General features: G+C 60.0%; 17 protein-coding genes. All 17 read right to left on the bottom strand.

The window, feature by feature from the left end:
* Window positions 1-674 precede the first annotated feature (674 nt).
* Complete coding sequence (locus HNR62_RS02110; RefSeq protein ID WP_239552522.1) at window positions 675-1,424, bottom strand: M48 family metallopeptidase; 750 nt, start codon at window positions 1,422-1,424, stop codon at window positions 675-677.
* Between the two features lie 221 nt (window positions 1,425-1,645).
* On the bottom strand, window positions 1,646-2,599 hold the full coding sequence (gene accA, locus HNR62_RS02105) for an acetyl-CoA carboxylase carboxyl transferase subunit alpha (RefSeq protein ID WP_204794438.1): 954 nt from the start codon (window positions 2,597-2,599) through the stop codon (window positions 1,646-1,648).
* 12 nt (window positions 2,600-2,611) lie between these two features.
* Entirely contained in the window at window positions 2,612-6,085 is a 3,474-nt protein-coding gene (gene dnaE / locus HNR62_RS02100) for a DNA polymerase III subunit alpha (protein ID WP_204794437.1), read from the bottom strand.
* A complete protein-coding gene (gene rnhB, locus HNR62_RS02095; RefSeq protein WP_204794436.1) occupies window positions 6,082-6,699 on the bottom strand; it encodes a ribonuclease HII in 618 nt (205 codons plus the stop codon). Before rnhB ends, dnaE begins: the two co-directional genes overlap by 4 nt.
* 19 nt (window positions 6,700-6,718) lie before the next feature.
* Window positions 6,719-7,879 (bottom strand): lipid-A-disaccharide synthase, encoded by a 1,161-nt coding sequence (gene lpxB, locus HNR62_RS02090; RefSeq protein WP_204794435.1) that lies wholly within the window; start codon window positions 7,877-7,879, stop codon window positions 6,719-6,721.
* Window positions 7,872-8,663 (bottom strand): acyl-ACP--UDP-N-acetylglucosamine O-acyltransferase, encoded by a 792-nt coding sequence (lpxA, locus tag HNR62_RS02085; protein ID WP_204794434.1) that lies wholly within the window; start codon window positions 8,661-8,663, stop codon window positions 7,872-7,874. The genes lpxB and lpxA overlap by 8 nt, the downstream gene beginning before the upstream one ends.
* A gap of 2 nt (window positions 8,664-8,665) precedes the next feature.
* A complete protein-coding gene (gene fabZ, locus HNR62_RS02080) occupies window positions 8,666-9,127 on the bottom strand; it encodes a 3-hydroxyacyl-ACP dehydratase FabZ (protein ID WP_071473405.1) in 462 nt (153 codons plus the stop codon).
* A gap of 34 nt (window positions 9,128-9,161) precedes the next feature.
* A complete protein-coding gene (gene lpxD / locus HNR62_RS02075; RefSeq protein ID WP_204794452.1) occupies window positions 9,162-10,187 on the bottom strand; it encodes a UDP-3-O-(3-hydroxymyristoyl)glucosamine N-acyltransferase in 1,026 nt (341 codons plus the stop codon).
* A gap of 350 nt (window positions 10,188-10,537) precedes the next feature.
* On the bottom strand, window positions 10,538-11,032 hold the full coding sequence (locus HNR62_RS02070) for an OmpH/Skp family outer membrane protein (protein ID WP_239552530.1): 495 nt from the start codon (window positions 11,030-11,032) through the stop codon (window positions 10,538-10,540).
* A gap of 206 nt (window positions 11,033-11,238) precedes the next feature.
* On the bottom strand, window positions 11,239-13,626 hold the full coding sequence (gene bamA / locus HNR62_RS02065; protein WP_204794451.1) for an outer membrane protein assembly factor BamA: 2,388 nt from the start codon (window positions 13,624-13,626) through the stop codon (window positions 11,239-11,241).
* 152 nt (window positions 13,627-13,778) lie between these two features.
* Window positions 13,779-15,128 carry a sigma E protease regulator RseP gene (rseP, locus tag HNR62_RS02060; RefSeq protein ID WP_204794432.1) on the bottom strand — a complete coding sequence of 450 codons (1,350 nt, stop codon included), beginning with the start codon at window positions 15,126-15,128 and terminating at the stop codon, window positions 13,779-13,781.
* Window positions 15,129-15,138: 10 nt separating this feature from the next.
* A complete protein-coding gene (gene ispC / locus HNR62_RS02055) occupies window positions 15,139-16,329 on the bottom strand; it encodes a 1-deoxy-D-xylulose-5-phosphate reductoisomerase (protein WP_204794431.1) in 1,191 nt (396 codons plus the stop codon).
* Window positions 16,329-17,177, bottom strand: coding sequence for a phosphatidate cytidylyltransferase (locus tag HNR62_RS02050; RefSeq protein ID WP_204794430.1), 849 nt, complete (start codon window positions 17,175-17,177; stop codon window positions 16,329-16,331). Before HNR62_RS02050 ends, ispC begins: the two co-directional genes overlap by 1 nt.
* Window positions 17,178-17,610: 433 nt before the next feature.
* On the bottom strand, window positions 17,611-18,369 hold the full coding sequence (gene uppS / locus HNR62_RS02045; RefSeq protein WP_204794450.1) for a polyprenyl diphosphate synthase: 759 nt from the start codon (window positions 18,367-18,369) through the stop codon (window positions 17,611-17,613).
* 92 nt (window positions 18,370-18,461) lie between these two features.
* Window positions 18,462-19,019, bottom strand: coding sequence for a ribosome recycling factor (gene frr / locus HNR62_RS02040; RefSeq protein ID WP_204794429.1), 558 nt, complete (start codon window positions 19,017-19,019; stop codon window positions 18,462-18,464).
* Window positions 19,020-19,110: 91 nt separating this feature from the next.
* Complete coding sequence (gene pyrH / locus HNR62_RS02035; protein ID WP_204794428.1) at window positions 19,111-19,839, bottom strand: UMP kinase; 729 nt, start codon at window positions 19,837-19,839, stop codon at window positions 19,111-19,113.
* A gap of 72 nt (window positions 19,840-19,911) precedes the next feature.
* Window positions 19,912-20,790, bottom strand: coding sequence for a translation elongation factor Ts (tsf, locus tag HNR62_RS02030; RefSeq protein ID WP_204794427.1), 879 nt, complete (start codon window positions 20,788-20,790; stop codon window positions 19,912-19,914).
* Window positions 20,791-20,825 lie beyond the last annotated feature (35 nt).

Raw genomic sequence — 20,825 nt, 5'->3', positions numbered from 1 at the left:
TTGGCGACTTCAATGATCGCCGATTTTCATGGGTGCTCCTACCTTTTTATTTATAACCTCATGAATTTTATCAAATAATTGTGGGGATGCTTCAGCCCCAACCCTCCCCTTGCGTTGCACCCCGCTGGCATTCTGTCATCCCGAAGCTAAGGGGAGGGAGCTTGTTGCACCTCCCCCTTGGCAGCGGGAATACAGACATAACGGCGGCTTCTCGCCAGGGGGAGGCTGGGTGGGGGTGTCATTTCGGCCGAGGCATCGAACCTGCGCAACATGCAAATATTCTGCCGTAACCCCTCCCCAGCCCTCCCCTTGCGTTGCACCCCGCTGTCATTCTGCCAATCCCGAGTCAAGGGAAGGGAGCTTGTTGCACCTCCCCCTTGGCAGCGGGAATACAGACATAACGGCGGCTTCTCGCCAGGGGGAGGCTGGGTGGGGGTGTCACTTCGACCAAGACATCGGGCCTGCGGAACATGCCGATATTCTGCAGTAACCCCTCCCCAACCCTCCCCTTGCGTTGCACCCCGCCGGCATTCTGTCATCCCGAAGCTAAGGGGAGGGAGCAACAAGCTCCTCCCCCTTGGCAGCGGGGATACAGACATAACGGAGGGATCTCGCCAGGGGGAGGCTGGGTGGGGGTGTCACTCTGCCAACTCCTCACCCCTCACCTGCGAAGCTTACCGACAGCTGGAATTGGCTGCCGCTTCCCGGGCCAGCTCGATACGTTTGGCGGTGGACGGGTGGCTGGAGAAGAGGCCGCCGCCGCTGCCGGCGTGCTGCATCAGCTTTTGCTGGGCCCGCATGGCGGCGTAGGGATCCACCTTTATCTGACACAAGAATTCTACCCCGTAGGCATCGGATTCCAGCTCGTCTTTCTGGGAAAAACGGGCGCCGAGGAACTGAGTGCCAATCTCCGCATACTCGGACGCCGCCAGGGCGCCTACGGTACCACCGGCGGCCACCGCAGCCTGGCGGGCGGCGCTGGTCAGGTAGGCAGTCTTGAAGCGGTTGAGGGAATGCTCGAATTTGATGTGGCCGACTTCATGGCCGATGACCGCCATCAGTTCGTCGTCTGCCATCACATCCATCAGGCCGGAATACACCCGTACCGTGCCGTCCGGCATGGCAAAGGCGTTGATGTCGTCGTCCAGATAGACCTGAAAATTCAGCGGCGTACCCTCTATGCTGGTCAGGCCGCGGGTCAGCCTGGCCAGACGCTGGCTGTAGGCATTGCCGGCCGGGGCCAGCTTGTTTTCTGCATCCATCTGTTTGGCGGACAGGCTGGCTTCGGCCTGCAGCTGGCTCTTGCTCAGGGTCAGCCCCTGCAGCGCCGTCAGCCCGGCGCCCAGCAGGGCGTCGCTGTTGCTGGATGCACAGCCACTCAGGCCAAGGGCTACCAGTACGGCGGCAATCAGTGATTTATTCATGTTGATCCCGATAAATAGGTGACAGTGGCAATATCAGAAAACAAAAAGGGGTCGGAGTCAATTAACCGTTAATTGACTCCGACCCCTTTATTGAGGCGTGAGGCGTGAGCTCACCCCTCACTAGCCCATGGTCGAATGAATTCGACCCTACGGCTTCCGAGGTAGAAAGGGAGGATACCCCCCCCTCATTCCTTACCCCTCACCCCTCACTGGAGTGCAGCTCAGCAGTAACCGTAGCCCATCAGGCGCTGGTAACGCTGTTCCAGCAGGGTGTCGATATCCAGCTGATCCAGATCGTTCAGATCGGTAATCAGGCGTGCTTTCAGGTTTTCGGCCATCTGTAGCGGGTTGCCGTGGGCGCCGCCCATGGGTTCTTCCACTACATTGTCAATCAGCTTCAGCTCGTGGATCCGCTGGGCGGTAATGCCCATGGCTTCGGCAGCCAGCGAGGCCTTGTCGGCGCTCTTCCACAGAATGGAGGCGCAGCCTTCGGGCGAGATCACCGAATAGGTGGAATACTGCAGCATGTTGACCCGGTCGCCCACGCCGATGGCCAGGGCGCCGCCGGAGCCGCCTTCGCCGATCACGGTGCAGATGATGGGGGTCTTGAGGCCGGCCATCACTTTCAGGTTGCGGGCAATGGCTTCACTCTGACCACGCTCTTCGGCGCCCACGCCCGGGTAGGCGCCGGGGGTGTCGATGAAGGTCAGGATCGGCATCTTGAAGCGCTCGGCCATTTCCATCAACCGCAGCGCCTTGCGGTAACCTTCGGGACGGGGCATGCCGAAGTTGCGCTTGATCTTCTCCTTGGTTTCACGGCCTTTCTGCTGGCCAATCACCATGACGGGGCGGCCTTCGAAGCGGGCCACGCCGCCCACGATGGCCTTATCGTCGGCGTAGGCCCGGTCACCGGCCAGTTCGTCAAATTCGCCGAACATCATCTCCAGGTAGTCCAGGGTATAGGGACGACGCGGATGGCGGGCCAGCTGGGAGATCTGCCAGGGGCCCAGGTTGTTGAAGACCTTTTTGGTGAGCTCGTCGCGCTTGATTTCCAGACGCTTGATATCTTCACCCAGGTCGATGTCCATTTCGCCTTCGCTGACATGGCGAAGTTCTTCAATCTGGGCCTGCAGCTCGGCAATGGGTTGTTCAAAATCCAGGAAATGGTGGCTCATCAAAGATACCTTCTATTCAAAAATTAGTTCGACTTTATCCTGACCCAGCAACTGCTTCAACGACGCCAGCATCTGGTCGGTGGGGGTTACCCGCCACTCGGTGCCCAGTGTCAGCTGCGCCCGCGCGCCCGGTCGGCAATAGGTCACTCGAACAGGACAGACTCCCGCCCGCACGGGGGTGAGAATGTCCAGCAATTGGGTAAAAAAGCCCTGGTCTATCTGGCTTTTATCGATGTTCAACGCCAGGCCGCGCGCAAAACGCTCGCGGGCGTCACTGATATCAAGCACTTCTCGTGCCGACATTTTAAGGCCGCCGGAAAAGTCATCAAAGCTGACCTGTCCGCTGATGACCAGGATTTTATCCTTTTCCAGCAAAGACTCATAGCGTTCCAGTGCTTCCGAGAACAGGGTCACGTCCAGGCGACCGGATCTGTCGTCCAGGGTGAGTATGCCCATGCGGTTGCCCCGCTTGGTGGTCATCACCCGGGCGGCAATCACCAGGCCGGCGGCGGTGGTGGTTCTATCGCGGCTGGTGGCCTGCAATTCGATCAGCCGTCCCGTGGTGTAATGGCGCAGCTCTTTCGCATACTGGTTGATCGGGTGCCCGGTCAGATACAGCCCCAGGGTGTCCCGTTCGCCGTCCAGCCAGACATTGTCGGGCCAGGCCGGCACGTCCACGAAGGCGTGTTCTATGTGCGCCTCTTCCACCAGCACACCGAACATGTCGCTCTGGCCCAGGGCTTCGGCTTTGGCATGCTGCTCCGCCGCCTTCATCGCCTCGGGCAGGGTCGCCATCAGCGAGGCCCGATGCGGGCCCAGCCGGTCCATGGCGCCGGACAGGATCAGCTTTTCCATCACCCTTTTGTTCAGCTTTTTCAGATCGACCCGGTTACAGAAGTCGAACAGATCCCGGAAGGGGCCGGCCTGTTCGCGCGCCGCCAGTATCGACTCGATGGGCGCCTCGCCCACACCCTTGATGGCGCCGATGCCGTACACGATATGGCCTGCTTCGTTCACGGTGAAGCGATAGCGGCCGGAGTTGACGTCCGGCGGCAGCAAATTCAGCCCCATGCGCTGGCATTCGTCGACCAGGGTCACCACCTTGTCGGTGTTGTCCATGTCGGCGGTCATCACCGCCGCCATGAACTCGGCCGGATAATGGGTTTTCAGCCACAGGGTCTGGTACGACACCAGGGCATAGGCGGCGGAGTGGGATTTGTTGAAGCCGTAGCCGGCGAATTTTTCCACCAGATCGAAGATCTTGATCGCCAGTTCGCCGTCGATGCCGTTTTCTGTCGCCCCGGCCTCGAAGCCGGCCCGCTGTTTGGCCATCTCTTCCGGCTTTTTCTTGCCCATGGCCCGGCGCAACAGATCGGCGCCACCGAGCGAATAGCCCGCCAGCACCTGGGCGATTTGCATCACCTGTTCCTGATAGAGGATGATGCCGTAGGTCGGTTCCAGAATGGGCTTGAGCGACTCGTGCTGCCAGGTTTCGTCCGGGTAGGATACCGCCTCGCGACCGTGCTTGCGATCGATGAAGTTGTCCACCATGCCCGACTGCAGCGGGCCGGGCCGGAACAGGGCCACCAGGGCTATCATGTCTTCGAAGGAGTCAGGCTGCAGCCGCTTGATCAGATCCTTCATGCCGCGGGATTCGAGCTGGAACACCGCCGTGGTCTCGAAGCGCTTGAGCAGCTTGAACGAGGCCGCATCCGTCATGGGAATGGCGGCGATGTCGACCGGCGGCTTGCCCTCTTTGGCAAGCCGGGGATTGATCATGCCCAGGGCCCAGTCGATGATGGTCAGGGTACGCAGGCCGAGGAAGTCGAACTTCACCAGGCCCGCTTCTTCCACGTCGTTCTTGTCGAACTGGGTCACCGGGTTGCGGCCGTGTTCGTCGCAATAGAGCGGTGAGAAGTCGGTGATGCGGGTGGGCGCTATCACCACGCCCCCGGCGTGTTTGCCGGCGTTGCGGGTCACCCCTTCCAGCGCCCGCGCCATGTCGATCAGCGCCTTGACCTCTTCGTCCTGATCGTACATTTCGGGCAGCTTGGGCTCGACCTCGAAGGCCTTGGCCAGGGTCATGCCCGGATCCGGCGGTATCAGCTTGGAGATGCGGTCGACAAAGCCGTAAGGGTGACCCAGCACCCGGCCCACATCGCGTACCACCGCCTTGGCGGCCATGGTACCGAAGGTGATGATCTGGCTTACTGCGTCCCGGCCATACAGCTCGGCCACGTGCTCGATCACCTCGTCGCGTCTGTCCATGCAGAAGTCGATATCGAAGTCGGGCATCGACACCCGCTCCGGGTTCAGGAAGCGTTCGAACAGCAGATCGAATTCGAGCGGGTCCAGATCGGTGATGCTCAGCGCATAGGCCACCAGGGAGCCGGCGCCCGAGCCCCGGCCCGGGCCGACCGGAATGCCGTTATCCTTGGACCACTGGATAAACTCCATCACGATCAGGAAGTAACCGGGGAAGCCCATCTGGTTGATCACTTCCAGCTCGATCTTCAGCCGCTCGTCGTACTCGCCCCGCTTGTCGGCGCGCACGGCCGGGTCGGGAAACAGAAACGCCAGCCGCTTTTCCAGCCCTTCTTCAGAGCATTTGACCAGAAAGTCTTCGATGCTCATGTCGCCGGTAGGAAAGTCCGGCAAAAAATATTCACCCAGCCGCACCGTCACATTGCAGCGTTTGGCGATTTCCACGCTGTTTTCCAGCGCCTCGGGAATGTCGGCAAACAGCTCGGTCATCTCGGCCGGGCTTTTCAGGTATTGTTCGGGGCTGTAACGCCGGGGGCGGCGCTTGTCGTCCAGGGTGTAGCCATCGTGAATGGCCACCCGGATCTCGTGGGCGTCGAAGTCGCTTTTATCGAGAAACACCACCTCGTTGGTGGCCACCACCGGCAGGCCGTCGCGCTCGGCCACCGCCACCGCCATGTGCAGGTAGCTTTCTTCGTCCGGTCGCTCGGTGCGCTGCAGCTCCAGGTAGTAACGATCCGGAAAGTGCTGCCGGTAGAAGGCCAGGCACTGGCCGACCAATGCCTCGTTGCCCTTCAGCAGCCCTATGCCCACATCGCCTTCGCGCCCGCCGGACAGCACTATGATGCCGTCGCTGAACTCGGCCAGCCAGGCCTTGTCCACCAGGGGCCTGTGCTGTACATGACCGCGCTCGTAGGCCTTGGAAATAATCCGGGTAATGCTCTGGTAACCGTCGTTGTTCATCGCCAGCAGGGTGAGGCGAAACAGCTGTTCGCCCAGCTCGTCGCTCTGCACCCAGATGTCGGTGCCGACGATGGGCTTGAGCCCCTTGCGGTGCGCATCACCATAAAAACGCACCAGACCGCAGAGGTTCATCTGATCGGTCAGCGCCAGCGCCGGGTAGCCCAGCTCGCTCGCGCGCTGGTTGATGGAGCCAATTTTGGCCACCCCATCCACCATGGAAAAATCCGAGTGAATGCGCAAATGGACGAAAGGAGTACTCATTTTCCTGCCTCCTCCGAGGCCCTGGCGGCGGACAGCAGCGCCGCCACCGGCTTGAAGCTCTGCCGGTATTCCGGCAGCACGCCGTGCGCGGCCAATGCCGCCAGATGATCCCTGGTCGGATAGCCCTTGTGGCGGGCAAAGCCGTATTCGGGGTGCAGTGCATCCAGCGCTATCATTTCGTGATCGCGCGCCACCTTGGCCAGAATGGAGGCGGCACCGATCTCGGCCACTAGGCTGTCGCCCTTCACCACCGCCTGCGCCGGCATCGGCAAGGCGGGGCAGCGGTTGCCATCGATAAACACGAAACCGGGCTGTACCGACAACGCTGCCACCGCCCGGCTCATGGCCAGCAGGGTGGCCTGCAGAATATTCAGTTCATCGATTTCGGCCGGCGAGCAGCGGCCGATGGCCCAGGCCAGGGCGCGCTCGCGGATCAGCGGCGCCAATAGCTCGCGCTTTTTCTCGCTCAGTTTCTTGGAGTCGCCCAGACCGGGAATGGGATGATTCGGGTCCAGGATCACGGCGGCGGTGACCACGTCACCAACCAGGGGGCCGCGGCCCACCTCGTCGACGCCGGCCACCAGCACGCCCCGGGGATACACTATTTCTGACATTTGTTCTCGACCGGATCTGTCATCTTGTCGCCACCAGGGGCCTGGCCAGCTCCAGCACCGCCAGCGCCGCCTGTTCGTCGGCATTACAGCGGATCTGCTTATGCAGTTGGGTAAACTGCGCCACCAGCCCACCGGTGTCGTTCTCCAGCAGTTTGCCGACCTCGTCCACGATATGGCCGGGGGTACATTCATGCTGGATCAGCTCGCTCACCAGCATTTTATCCGCCAGTAAATTGGGCAAGGAGGCATAGGCGGTATGCACCAGCTTGTTGGCCAGCCAGTAGCTGACCGGCTTGAACTTGTAGCCCACCACCATGGGCTTTTTGGCCAGCATGGCCTCCAGGGTGGCGGTGCCGGATGCCAGCAGTATGGCATCGGCGGCGGTCATGACTTCCCTCCCCCGGCCTTCTATCAGGATCACCTCCAGGTTCGGTGCCACCTGCTGCTTGATGGCCAGAAACTCTTCGCGTCGTTTGGCACTGACCAGCGGCACCACAAACTCCAGCTCGGGATGACGCACCTTGAGCTGCTTGCAGGCCTCCAGATAGACGGGGCTGAGCAGGGTCACTTCCGCATGGCGGCTACCGGGCAGCAGGGCCAGATAACGGCCGTCGGGCTTGAGCCCCAGCCGCTCCCGGGCACCCCGGGTGTCGGGTACCAAGGGCATTTGATCGGCCAGGGTATGGCCGATGAAGCGGCAGGGCGCGTCGAAGCGGTCGTAGAAGGCTTTTTCGAACGGCAGAAAGGCCAGCACCATGTCGGTGGCGGCCTTGATCTTGTGAATCCGGTTTTGCCGCCAGGCCCACACCGAGGGGCTGACGTAATGCAGGGTGGCGATGCCATTCTTGCGTAATTTGAGCTCGACGCCGATGTTGAAGTCCGGGGCGTCTATGCCCACGAACACGTCCGGCGGGTTGTCGGTGAAGTGACGGATGATCTGCTTGCGAATGGCCAGAATGCGCGGCAACCGGCCCAGCACCTCGACCAGGCCCATCACCGCCAGCTCTTCCATTTCGAACAGGGCGGTACAGCCCTCGGCCACCATCTGGGGCCCGGCAATGCCTTCGAACACCGCATCGGGATGGCGTGCCCGCAGCTCGCGGATCAGGCCGGCACCCAGGGTATCGCCGGAGACTTCACCGGCGACGATACCGATACGCAGGGGGCGAGCCTCAGGCACGAATGATACCGCGCTCGTTTTGCTTGAGAAACTCGACCATGATGCCCACTTCCGGCTGCTGCCTGTTCAGCGCTTCCAGCTCGGGGATCACTTCGTCCACGGTTTTTCCGCTTCTGAAGATGATCTTGTAGGCCTTCTTGATGGCCGAAATGCCTTCGGGGGAAAACCCCCGGCGGCGCAGGCCTTCGGAATTGACGCCGAAGGGTTTGGCGTAGAGACCGGCGGCCATCACATAGGGCGGCACGTCCTTGTTCAGGGCGGCACAGCCGGCGATAAAGGCATGGCTGCCGACTCGGCCAAACTGGTGAATGGCCGCATGCCCCCCGAAGATCACGTGGGAGCCAATGTGCACATGGCCCGCCAGGGTGGCATTGTTGGCAAAGATGCAATCGTCGCCGATGCGGCAGTCGTGCGCCACATGCACGTTCACCATGAAGAGGTTACGGCTGCCGACGCGGGTCAGGCTTTCATCCTGAGAAGTACCCCGGTGAAAAGTGCAGGACTCGCGAATCACGTTATCGTCGCCGATTTCCAGCACGGTACGCTCGCCGGCGTATTTCTTGTCCTGGCAGTCTTCTCCGATGGAGCAGAACTGGAAGATGCGATTACGCCGGCCGATACGGGTAGGCCCCTTGATCACCACATGGGGGCCTATCCAGCAGTCGTCGCCGATTTCCACTTCGGGGCCGATCAGGGTCCAGGGGCCGATTTCGACCCCCTTGCCGATGATGGCATCCGGATGGACGATGGCGGTTTCATGAATTACTGCACTAAGCTCTGTCACACTCAGCCCTCGCGCTTGGCACACATCAGTTCGGCGGTACAGACCACTTCGCCGTCGACGGTGGCAACACCGGTAAATTTGGCGATGCCACGACGTTCTTTAAGATAGACCACATCCAGCACCAACTGATCGCCCGGCACCACGGGGCGCTTGAAGCGGGCGTTGTCGATGGAGGCGAAGTAATACAGTTCGTTGGGCTTGGGCTTGCCCACCATCTTGAATGCCAGAATGCCGGTGGCCTGGGCCATGGCTTCCAGGATCAGCACCCCCGGAAACACCGGCTTGTTCGGAAAATGACCGGTGAACATCGGCTCGTTGAAAGACACATTCTTGATGCCTCTCAGGGTCTTGCGCTCAGGGCTAATTTCATAATGTGCCACCTTGTCTACCATCAGAAAGGGGTAGCGGTGCGGCAACAGTTCCAGAATTTCCTGGATATCCAACTGATTCTGTTCGTTATTCAGTTCGTTATTCAAAATGTAACCCTACCAATGTTGCTTAATTTTTATTGTCTGACTGCTTTTCAAGCCGGTTCAACCGCTTGTGCATATCGTCGATGCGCATCACCCGTGCCGCCGTTTTACGCCACTCTTTATTGGGCTGCAACGGAATACCGGAAGAATAGATGCCGGGCTCGGTGATGGGCCGCATTACCATGCTCATGCCGGTGATGGTCACCCCATCACAGATCTCGATATGGCCATTAATGACCACGGCGCCGCCAATAATACAATATTTACCGACTTTTAGACTACCTGCCATCACGGTGCCACCGGCCACGGCGGTGCCGTAGCCGATGCTGACGTTATGGGCGACCTGACACTGGTTGTCGATAATCACGTTATCACTGATGCGGGTATCGCCCAGCGCACCGCGGTCTATGGTGGTGCAGGCACCGATTTCGACCCGGTTGCCGATGACCACGTTGCCGAGCTGGGGGATCTTGACCCACTCACCCTTGTTGTTGGCATAGCCGAAGCCGTCGCTGCCAATCACGGTCCCGGATTGTACCAGACAGTCGTCGCCCAGGGTGACTCTGTGATACAGGGTCACGTTGGCCCACAAGCGGGTGCGGGCGCCCAGACTGCTGTTTTTACCGATAAAGCAGCCGGGGCCGACCACGGCGCCGTCGCCCAGCACCACGCCGGACTCGATCACCGACTTGGCGCCGATGGCCACGCCGTCACCCAGAACCACATCGTCGGCAATCACCGCCGTGGGATGAATATCCACCGCCGGCGGCGGCGTGGTATCCAGCGCCTGGGCGGCCAGGGCAAAGCCGAGATAGGGGTCGGCCATCACCAGGCTGGCCACCGGGCACAGGTCCTGGTCGGCGGGGGTGACGATCACGGCACCGGCATTGGTACCTTTCAGCAGGTGGTGATATTTACTGTCCGACAAAAAGGCCACCTCGTCCGGACCTGCCTTGTCCAGGGTATTGACCCGGCGAATAACCCGGGCCGGATCGCCCTTGAGTTCGGCACCCAGTTGCCGGGCCAGTTCCTGTAACGTGATCTCTTGCAACGTCGGTTCTTGCAACCTAATAGTCATAACCAGATTCCCATCTAAACCAAATTCTTACCAAATCGCGCGAGAAGCCCCGTCGTTTTAGGCTGGGGAGGGTTAGCGATTGGCGCAACGCGCCAACGGTTTCTATACCTAAAGAGTGCAGGACTTGCTGGTGATTACGCCGACCTGCACCGTGTGTTATTAAGTTCAACAATGGCCTCCGTTTTCAGACCGTGCCGCTTGGCAATCCGAAAGGTAGGACTGGCAAACGAATAAGAGCGGCCCCGTTAATGGCAAGGGGCCAATTGCGGCAGGGCATTGCCGTCTAGCTGTAGGAATTCCCTTCCTTTAGGGAGGGGAGGATGTCAATTGCTGACCTTGCCAATCACCTGTTCGGTGATGTCGAGGGCCGGGGAAACATAGACGGCGGCGCCCCGCTCTATAACCAGATCCAGGCCTTTGGCCCTGGTGATCTCGTCGATGGCGGTCTTGATACGCGCCAGCATCTTCTGGCGTTCTTCATGTTCACGGCGAGCCTGATCTTCCTCGAGCTGACGACGCTTCTGCACATAGGCGCCCTGCATCTCGTTCAGCTTTTTCTGGGCGTCGGCCTTCTGCTGCTCGTTCATGAAGGCCATGTCCTTCTGCTGCTTTTCGATAAAGCTGCGGCCATCGGCTTCCATCTTCTGTACTTCCCTGACCCGGGCACCAAACTCGCTTTCGAGTTTTTTGGCCACCACCTGGCGCTGCGGCATCTTCTGGAACACGGCACCTGTGTCCACCACGGCAATCTTGCCACTCTGGGCCTGAGCCAGACCGGCCGTCAGCATCAGGGCCAGTACGCCCATCATTTTCATCATCTGTTTCAAGGTTCTCTCCTTAATTGAAAAATGTGAGGGGTAAAGGGTGAGGTGTGAGGGGCAAAGCCCCTGACACCCCACCCTTTACCCCTGGCGGTACGCCGCGCATAACGCCTACCTTGTAGGGTCCAATTCATTGGACCAGCCCAACCAGCGTGCTACACCATTGGTCGAATAAATTCGACCCTACGCCCACCTCACGGGGTTTAAAACGTCCGACCGATGTTGAAGTTGAACACTTCGGTGCGGTCGCCTTCCACTTTCTTCAGCGGGGCGGCGAGCGAGAACACCAGCGGGCCCAGGGGGGACAACCATTGCATGCTGACGCCGGCCGAGGCGCGCAGTTCGGACGGATCGCCGAAGTCGTAGATATCGTCACAATTGCTTACGCAATTGCCGGCGTAGTCTGCCGAATAATCAGTGTTCCATACGGTACCTACGTCCACGAAGACGCTGGTACGCAGCGAGCGCTGCAGGTCTTCACCGGCAAAGGGCGTGGGCACTATCAGCTCGGCCGAGGCCGCCACCAGGGCGTTGCCGCCGATGGTGCTGTCGTCGCCACGATATTGCGGGTTTGTAGCGGTGCCGTCGTTGTAAACCGCCCGCGGGCCCACCGAGTTGCTCTTGAAGCCACGCAGGGTACTGAAGCCACCGGCGTAGTAGTTCTCGAAGAAGGGCAGGCCGTGACTGCCGTTGCTGGCATCGCCGTAACCGTCACCGTAAGAGGCGCGGAACCTGCCGGTCAGCACCCAGTTATGCTCCCGATCGAGCGGAAAATAATGGGCATCGTCGAAGCTGGTCTTGTAATACTGCAGATCCGACCCGGGTACCGTTACCTTGAGCGACAGGTTCTGGCGATTACCGGCGGTAGGGAAGTAACCCCGGTTCAGGGTATTGCGGGTCCAGCCGGCGGTAAGGTCGAAGGTATTGAAGCTGATGTCGTTGTTCGCCGACACATTCTCGCCATGCAGTCTCCAGAAGTCGTCCAGCTGCTCATAGCTGTCATCGTCATCCGGCTTGCCCAGGGTATTGTGCTCGAAGCCGGCACTGAAGTTCAGGCGGTTGTCTTCGTCGATGGGGAAGCCGCTCAGGGCACGAACCCCGTAGACGGTGCTGTCGTAGTCGGCCAGGTTGGCATCGTCGGCCTCGAACTGGCGGTAGTAAATCCGGCCACCCAGGCTGACGCCATCGATGGTGAAATAGGGATCTGTGTATTCCAGCGACACGTCCTTGGAGTAGTCGTTCATCTGGGAATTGATGCCCACCCGGTTGCCGGTGCCGAGGAAGTTATCCTGCTGCAGACCCGCCTGAATGCTGAAACCGGAATCGGTACCGAAGCCGATGCCGAAGTTGATGGAGCCGGCCGGCTGTTCCTTGACGGTGACGTCCAGATCCACCTTGTCATCTTCACCGGGGATGCGACGGGTTTCCACCTCGACGGTTTCGAAGAAGCCCAACCGATTCAGCCGGGTACGGGATTGCTCCACGTCTTCACTCGACAGCCGGGCCCCTTCCATCTGGCGCATTTCGCGGCGCAACACCTCGTCTTTGGTGATGACGTTGCCGCCGAAGTTGATGCGGCGCACATAGACCCGGTTACCGGGATCGATGTTGACCACCAGCTCCACCTTCTTGCTGGTTTCATCGATCTGCGGAAAGGTGGCAATCCTGGGGTAGGCGTAGCCGAAGCGGCCGAGGAACCGGGACAGCACCTCTTCCATGTGGGCCACATCGGCGGCGGAATAGAGATCTCCCGCCCGCATCGGCACCAGCGCTTCCAGCTCGGACTGGCGGTCGATCAGGTTGCCCCTGAGGTTAACACCGGACACCGTATAACGCTCCCCCTCGGAGACGTTGAGGGTGATATAAACCCCTTCCTTGTCCGGCGACATGGACACCTGGGTGGAGGTGACTTCGGCCTTGAGATAACCCCGGTCCCGGTAGTAGGAACGCAGGGTTTCGATATCACCGGCCAGCTTCTGCTTCTGATAGCGCTGGTCGGCCATGAAGTTCCACCAGGGCACGCTGTCGGACAGTTGCAGCTGGTCCAGCAACTGTGCTTCGCCGAAGGCCTTGTTGCCGACGATGTTGATCTGCTTGATCTCCGCCGCCGGACCTTCCTCGAATTCGAATTTCAGATCGACCCGGTTACGCGGCAGCGGCGTCAGCACCGCCCTGACCCGGGCCGAGTATTTGCCCACGCCGTAGTAAAAGTCTTCCAGGCCCTGCTCGAGCGAGCTCAGGGTGGTGCGATCCAGGGGGTCGCCAATCCGTACCCCGGCGCCTTCCAGGCTCTGCTTGAGCTGCTCTTCCTTGATTTCCTTGTTGCCGCTGAAGCTGATACCGGCAATGGTCGGCCGCTCGGTTACCTGTACTACCAGTACGCCGTTATCACGCAGCAACTGCACGTCTTCGAAGTTGCCGGAGGCATAGAGGCTCTTGATGGCCTCGGCCAGGCGAGCGGCGTCCACTTCTTCACCGACCCGCACCGGCAGGCTGAGCAGGGTGGCCCCCAGGGTAACGCGCTGCAGGCCCTTGACCTGAATGTCCTGCACCACAAAAGGACTCATTCCGCCCTGTGCCTGGGCCAGCATGCTGGCGCCCAGCAGGCAGGACGCAACCAGGGTATTTTTAGCAGACCTTTTTTTCACAGACCTTTCGTTCGCAGCCCTTTTTTTTGCAGACCTTTCGTTCACAGCCCTTTTTTTCACAGACATGGTGTGACTTTATCCTTGTGTCGGTCGCCCTAGAGGCGAGCAAAATCGTTAAACAGCGCCAGTCCCATCAACATTATCAAGAGCGCGGCGCCAATCTTGAAACCGATTTCCTGTATTTTTTCCGGCACGGGTCGCCCGGTCACCGCTTCTATCACATAAAACAGCAGGTGACCGCCATCGAGCACCGGCAGTGGCAACAGGTTGATGATGCCCAGGTTCACGCTGATCAGCGCCATAAAGCTGAGAAAATAGACCAGTCCGTAGTCGGCGCTGATGCCCGCCCCCTTGGCGATGGAAATGGGGCCGCTCAGGTTGTCGACCGAAACGATACCGGTCAGCAGCTTGCCGAGCATCTGAAACGTCAGCGCCGTCAGATCCCAGGTCCGGTCGATACCGGCACCGATGGCCGCCAGCGGGCCATAGCGGTATTCGAAGCGGTATGCTTCCGTCACCGGCAGCACCTCGGGGGCCAGGCCCGCATAACCGATAACCCGGTCGCGACTTTCGCGCCGCTCCGGGGTCAGGGTCAGACTCAGGCTCTGACCCGCCCGAGTCACCTCGAGTTCCATCGAAGTCTCGGGAGAAGCCTGGATCAGCGTCACCAGCTGTCGCCAGTCTGCCAGTGGCTCACCGTTAATCGCCCGCAGGGTATCGCCGGGCTGCACACCGGCGGCGGCGGCAGGACCATTGTCGACCACCTGGGCCACGGTCAGGGTCAGCTCGGGCCCCACCGGCACCAGCCCCAGGGCGGTAATCGGCGAGGTTTCATCCGGGTCAAACTGCCATTCGGTCAGCGGAATGCGGACCTGGCTGCGCTGGCCGTTACTGTCTGCCACCTCAAACCGGGTTTCATCATCACCAAGACGACCGATCAGCGCAAAGTTCACCTCTTCCCAGGTACGTACCGGCTTGCCGTCGATGGCCAGAATTTCCATACCCGGCGCCAGCCCGCCCTCGGCTGCCGGCGAGGCCATGGTCACCTCGTTCAGCACCGGCTTCACCGCCGGCACGCCAATCAAAAACATCAGCCAGAAGGCGAAAACGGCAAAGGCAAAGTTGGCCATGGGCCCGGCCACCACTATCGCCATGCGCGCCCAGACCGACTTGTTGTTGAACGCCTGATCCTGCAGATGGGTAGGCACCTGGTCCACCCGGCCGTCCAGCATCTTGACGTAGCCGCCCAGCGGTATCATCGCCACCACATATTCGGTGCCGTCTTTCCCCATACGCCGCCAGATGGCCTTGCCGAAGCCGATGGAAAAACGCTCCACCTTGACGCCGTTGCGCCGTGCCACCCAGAAGTGGCCGTATTCGTGTACCGCGACCAGAATACCCAGGGCGACAATAAAGGCGCCCAGATTCCACAATATGCCACCCATTAGCGTTTCCTCATCGATTCTGTATCAAAGCCGTGGCACAACGGCGTGCCTCGCCATCCAGCGCGATGATCTCGTCCAGGCTGGTCGCCCGGGTGCTGCCCAGCCGTTGCATCACCGCCTCGTTGACCGAGGCTATCGCCATAAAATCCAGCTTACCGGCCAGAAAGGACGCCACCGCCTCTTCGTTGGCCGCATTCAGTGCCGTGGTGGCGCCCTGGCCGCTGGCACAGGCCTCTATGGCCAGCTGCAGACAGGGATAACGCGCCATGTCCGGCGCCATAAAGCTGAGCTCACCCAGCTTGCAGAAGTCCAGTGGCGCCACGCCGGAGGCGATGCGCGCCGGATACGCCAGCGCGTGCGCTATCGGGGTCATCATATCCGGCTGACCGAGCTGGGCCAATACCGAACCGTCCGAATACTGCACCATGGAGTGAATGACCGACTGGGGATGCACCAGCACCTCCAGCTGATCCGGGGCGGCATTGAACAGCCAGCGCGCCTCTATGTATTCCAGCCCCTTGTTCATCATGGTGGCGGAGTCGACCGAAATCTTCGGCCCCATCGACCAGTTGGGGTGCGCCACCGCCTGGGCCGGGGTCACATCGGCCAGCTGCTCTACCGGGGTATAACGGAAGGGGCCGCCGGATCCGGTGAGCAGTATCTTGCTGACCCCCGCCCGGGCCAGACTGCCCCGGCCCGGGTTTTGCTGCAACTCGGCGGGCAGGCACTGAAAAATGGCGTTGTGCTCGCTGTCGATCGGCAGCAACTGGGCACCACAGCGGTGCACCAGGTCGATGAACAGCTCGCCGCTCATCACCAGGGCTTCCTTGTTGGCCAGCAAGACCCGCTTGCCGCCCCTCACCGCCGCCAGGGTAGACAACAAACCGGCGGCGCCGACAATGGCCGCCATCACGGTGGTAACCTCCGGCTCGGCCGCCACCTCGCACAGCGCCTCGGCGCCGCTCAGCACCTCGGTCTTGCTGCTGTGCTGCGCCAGTTGCCGACGCAACTCCCGCGCCGCCGCCTCATCCACCATCACCGCATAACGGGGCGAGAATTCCAGGCAGTCGGCCAGCATACGCGCCACCTGCCGGTGGGCGGTCAGCGCGAATATATCAAACCGCTCGGGATGCCGACGCACCACCGACAAGGTGCTCTGACCGATGGAGCCGGTGGCTCCGAGTATGGTAAGGAGTTCCATCAGCTTAGTACCCGGACGACGACGATAAATACAGGTAAGGCGGCGGTCAGGCTGTCGATACGATCCATGACACCGCCATGGCCCGGCAAAATACTGCCGGAATCCTTGAGGCCCGCATCCCGCTTGAACATGCTCTCGACCAGATCCCCCAGCACGGAGGCGAACACCGCCACGACCGAGGCCAGCAGCAGTACTATTGCTTCCTGCATCGGCAGCGCCATGGCCCAGGTCACGGCCAGGGCCAGCAGGCTGGCGGCGACCACGCCACCGAGCATGCCTTCGATGGTCTTGCCGGGGCTGACCCGGGGGCACAGCTTGTGTTTGCCGAAGGCCTTGCCGACAAAATAGGCGCCGGAGTCCGCCACCCAGACCAATGACATCACGAACAGCAGCAACCAGGCACCAAAATACGGGTTCTGCTCATATTCATAGCTGCGCAGCGTCAGCAGCGCCCAGAAGAAGGGGATCAGGCTGAACAGCGCAAACAGCACCTTCAGCCATTGATGTCCCTGCCAGACAGCGGCGCTGCGCGGATAGACCAGCACCAGGGCCAGCGAAATCAGCCACCAGCAGGCACCGCCATAGAGCACCAGAGAAACGGTATCATTCAGATCCGGATTCCAGACCCGCTCTATGGGCACCATGGCCATCAGGCCAATCAACACCAGGGCAAGAGACACCATCACCACATTGGCCTTGCGCGGGTCGATAAAACGTCCCCACTCCCGGCCCGCCAGCAAAAAGACGCCACCGGCAAAGAGCGAGAACAACGGCAGCGGCAACAGAAAAATGGCGGCCAGCACCAGGGGGATCAGGCACAGGGCCGTGATGATTCTAAGCTTTAACAAAAAATATCCTCTCTCATTGAAGTGAGGGGTGAAGGGTGAGGAGTGAGGGGTAAACACCTGACTCCTCACTCCTTACGCCTCATCTCTCCGTTTTTTAGCGCCAGATTAACACCGACAACAATAATTTTCGCCAGGACATCAAACCTGCACATACTCTGCAGAAACCCCACCCCAACCCTCCCCTTACGTTGCACTCCGCCGCTATTCTGCCAGCGCCCAAGTCAAGGGGAGGGAGCTATAAGCCCCTCCCCCTTGGCAGCGGGGATACAGGTATCACTGCGGGTTCTCCCCAGGGGGAGGCTGGGAGGGGGTGTCACCGCCGGGACATCAAACCGCACGTACTCTGCAGAAACCCCTCCCCAGCCCTCCCCTTGCGTTGCACCCCGCCGCTATTCTGCCAGTGCCCAAGTCAAGGGGAGGGAGCTATAGGCCCCTAGTCCCTACACCCTCCAACCAAGGCCCGAATTTGCGCGCCGGTGCAGCCGAAGCGGCGTTCTCGTCCCACAAAGGCGGCAACGGCTTCGCTGAAGGCGGTTTCGTCGAAGTCGGGCCAGAGTACGGGGGTAAAATGCAGCTCGGCATAGGCCAGCTGCCATAACAGAAAGTTGCTGATACGCTGTTCACCACCGGTGCGGATCAGCAAGTCGACCTGTGCCAGATCGGCCATGGTCATCAGGCTGCCCAGATGATGTTCGGTGATGTCGTCAGGATCAAGCTCACCGGTCGCCACCTGTTCAGCCGCATGGCGACAGGCCTGGGTGATGTCCCAGCGGCCGCCGTAGTTGGCGGCAATATTGAGGGTCAGTCCGGTATTGGCGGCGGTTAGCCGCTCGGCATCGGCAATTTTGCGTTGCAGATGCTCGCTGAAACCGCCGTGATCGCCGATCACCCGCAGACGAATGTTGTTGCGGTGCAGCTTGTGGACTTCCGAGCCGAGCACGGCAATAAAGAGGCTCATCAGGGCGCTGACTTCGTCTTCCGGCCTGCGCCAGTTTTCGCTGGAAAAGGCGAACAGGGTCAGGGCATCCAGCTTGAGTTGATGGGCAAAGCTGACCGCCGCCCGCACCGATTTTACGCCGGCCTTGTGGCCGCTGACCCGGAACTTGCCCCGCTGCTCGGCCCAGCGGCCGTTGCCGTCCATGATGATGGCGACGTGGCGGGGTAGCTGAGATGGATCGTCAAATGCTGCCATGGTTTGACTCGCTGGCATTAAATCACTCCTGCACAAAAACAAACGCCGTGCAGGCAGCTGCACGGCGTCGGCTACTATACCCGATGTAAGTATCAGATTTCCATTAACTCTTTCTCTTTGGCGGCGAGGGCTTCGTCCACCTTTTTGATGTAGAGATCGGTCAGTTTCTGGATGTCGTCCTGGGCTCGACGGTCGTCGTCTTCGGAAATTTCCTTGTCTTTCAACAGCGCCTTGAAGTCACCGTTGGCATCGCGACGGATGTTGCGAATGGCCACCCGGCCCTGCTCGGCTTCGTGACGCACTACCTTGATCAGGTCTTTACGACGTTCTTCGGTCAGCGACGGCAGCGGAATGCGGATCATGGTGCCGGTGCTGGACGGGTTAAGACCCAGGTCGGAACTCATGATGGCTTTTTCCACCGCCTTGATCATGGTGCGATCGAATACGGTCACCGCCAGGGTGCGGGAATCTTCGGTGGTGATGTTACCCACCTGCTTCAGCGGGGTCGGCGCGCCGTAGTAATCCACATAGATGGTATCCAGCAGACTGGGGTGAGCCCGGCCGGTACGAACCTTGTTCATCTGGCCCTTGAGCGACTCAAGGCTCTTTTCCATCCGCGTTTGGGCGTCGTTCTTAATCTCGTTAATCACGGTTTTTATCCTTGTTTTATCGTAAGGGGTGAGATGTCAGGCGTGAGGAGTAAAACACCTCACCCCTTACCCTTCACCCCTCACCTGCTAATTATTTCCGGCTGATGAGGGTGCCTTCGGTTTCCCCCATCACGGCACGGCGCAGCGCACCCGGCTTGTTCATGTTGAATACCCGAACCGGCAGGTTGTGATCCCGAGCCAGGGTAAAGGCCGCCAGATCCATCACCTTGAGTTCGCGATCCAGTACGTCATCATAATCCAGTTGACTGTACAGCTCGGCATCCGGGTTTTTCATCGGATCTTCACTGTAGACGCCGTCCACCTTGGTGGCTTTCAATACTACGTCGGCTTCAATTTCAATGCCACGCAAACAGGCGGCAGAATCGGTGGTAAAGAAAGGATTACCGGTACCGGCAGAGAAAATCACCACCCGCCCCTTGCGCAGCAAGCTGATGGCATCGGCCCAGTTATAAGGGTCGCACACGCCTTCCAGGGTAATGGCAGACATTAGACGGGCATTCACATAAGCACGGTGCAGGGCATCGCGCATGGCCAGACCGTTCATCACGGTGGCCAACATACCCATGTGGTCGCCCACCACGCGGTTCATTCCCGCCTGGGCCAGGCCCGCACCACGAAACAGGTTGCCACCGCCGATCACCAGACCGACCTGAACTCCCAGTTCAACCAGCTCCTTGATTTCCTGAGCCATACGTTCCAGTACGGCGGGGTCGATACCAAAGCCTTCTTCCCCTTGCAGCGCTTCGCCGCTCAGTTTAAGAAGAATACGTCTGTATGCGGGTTTAGGATTGGTACTCATGCTTTTCTATTCCTGGTCATAGAAAGACCGCGACGAATGTCGCGGTCTGGATAGCACTAACAACGGCGGGAATTAACCCTTGGAAGCAGCGATTTGCGCCTGAACTTCGGCAGCGAAATCTTCTTCTTTCTTCTCGATGCCTTCACCCACTTCATAGCGGACAAAGCCGATGGCATCGGCGCCGGCCTGCTTGAGGCGCTCGGCAACAGAGATAGAAGGATCCTTGATGAAGGGCTGACCGGTCAGGGAGATCTCGCCGGTGAACTTCTTCATGCGACCTTCAACCATCTTCTCGGCGATTTCTTTCGGCTTGCCGGAGTTGATGGCGATGTCGACCTGAATTTCGCGCTCTTTGGCAACGACTTCTTCAGATACGTCTTCGGGCTTGACGAACTGCGGGTTGGAAGCGGCAACGTGCATGGCCACGTCTTTGGCCACTTCTTCGTCACCGCCTTTCAGGTTGGCGATAACACCGATGCGGGTGCCGTGCAGGTAAGTGGTCAGGTTATCACCTTCCACCAGCACGATGCGACGCAGGCTCATGTTTTCACCGATCTTGGCGATCAGGTTGGTCAGCGTCAGTTCAACGCTTTCGCCATTTTCGTACTCGGCCGCTTTCAGGGCGTCCAGGTCGTTGATTTTGTTTGCCAGCGCGATGTCGACAATCTTGTCACCGAAGGCGCGGAAACCGGCATCCTTGGCGACAAAGTCGGTTTCGCTGTTCAGCTCGATCATCACGGCAGTGTTGCCGGCCTGACGCATCAGAATGATGCCTTCGGCGGCGATACGGCCGGCTTTCTTGGCGGCTTTGGCCTGGCCGGACTTGCGCATCTCTTCGATGGCCAGTTCGATGTCGCCATTGGCTTCGGTCAGGGCTTTTTTACAATCCATCATGCCAGCGCCAGTGCGCTCACGCAGTTCTTTTACCAGGGCGGCGGTAATTGTTGCCATGTCTAATTTCCTCGATCTTGGTCTACAAGAAAACA

Origin of the sequence: Oceanisphaera litoralis (genome assembly GCF_016907015.1) — a bacterium.
GTDB classification, from domain to species: Bacteria; Pseudomonadota; Gammaproteobacteria; order Enterobacterales; family Aeromonadaceae; genus Oceanimonas; species Oceanimonas litoralis.
This window is presented reverse-complemented; position numbering and strand designations above follow the sequence as displayed.

What these genes read in the sequence shown, in the direction of transcription:
- dnaE (WP_204794437.1), bottom strand. Translation starts at nt 6,085, where the DNA reads ATGAGTACTCCTTTCGTCCATTTGCGCATTCACTCGGATTTTTCCATG.
- pyrH (WP_204794428.1), bottom strand. Translation starts at nt 19,839, where the DNA reads ATGAGTACCAATCCTAAACCCGCATACAGACGTATTCTTCTTAAACTG.
- ispC (WP_204794431.1), bottom strand. Translation starts at nt 16,329, where the DNA reads ATGGAACTCCTTACCATACTCGGAGCCACCGGCTCCATCGGTCAGAGC.
- rseP (WP_204794432.1), bottom strand. Translation starts at nt 15,128, where the DNA reads ATGGGTGGCATATTGTGGAATCTGGGCGCCTTTATTGTCGCCCTGGGT.
- tsf (WP_204794427.1), bottom strand. Translation starts at nt 20,790, where the DNA reads ATGGCAACAATTACCGCCGCCCTGGTAAAAGAACTGCGTGAGCGCACT.
- rnhB (WP_204794436.1), bottom strand. Translation starts at nt 6,699, where the DNA reads ATGTCAGAAATAGTGTATCCCCGGGGCGTGCTGGTGGCCGGCGTCGAC.
- uppS (WP_204794450.1), bottom strand. Translation starts at nt 18,369, where the DNA reads ATGGCAGCATTTGACGATCCATCTCAGCTACCCCGCCACGTCGCCATC.
- bamA (WP_204794451.1), bottom strand. Translation starts at nt 13,626, where the DNA reads ATGCTGGCCCAGGCACAGGGCGGAATGAGTCCTTTTGTGGTGCAGGAC.
- HNR62_RS02070 (WP_239552530.1), bottom strand. Translation starts at nt 11,032, where the DNA reads ATGATGAAAATGATGGGCGTACTGGCCCTGATGCTGACGGCCGGTCTG.
- HNR62_RS02110 (WP_239552522.1), bottom strand. Translation starts at nt 1,424, where the DNA reads ATGAATAAATCACTGATTGCCGCCGTACTGGTAGCCCTTGGCCTGAGT.
- accA (WP_204794438.1), bottom strand. Translation starts at nt 2,599, where the DNA reads ATGAGCCACCATTTCCTGGATTTTGAACAACCCATTGCCGAGCTGCAG.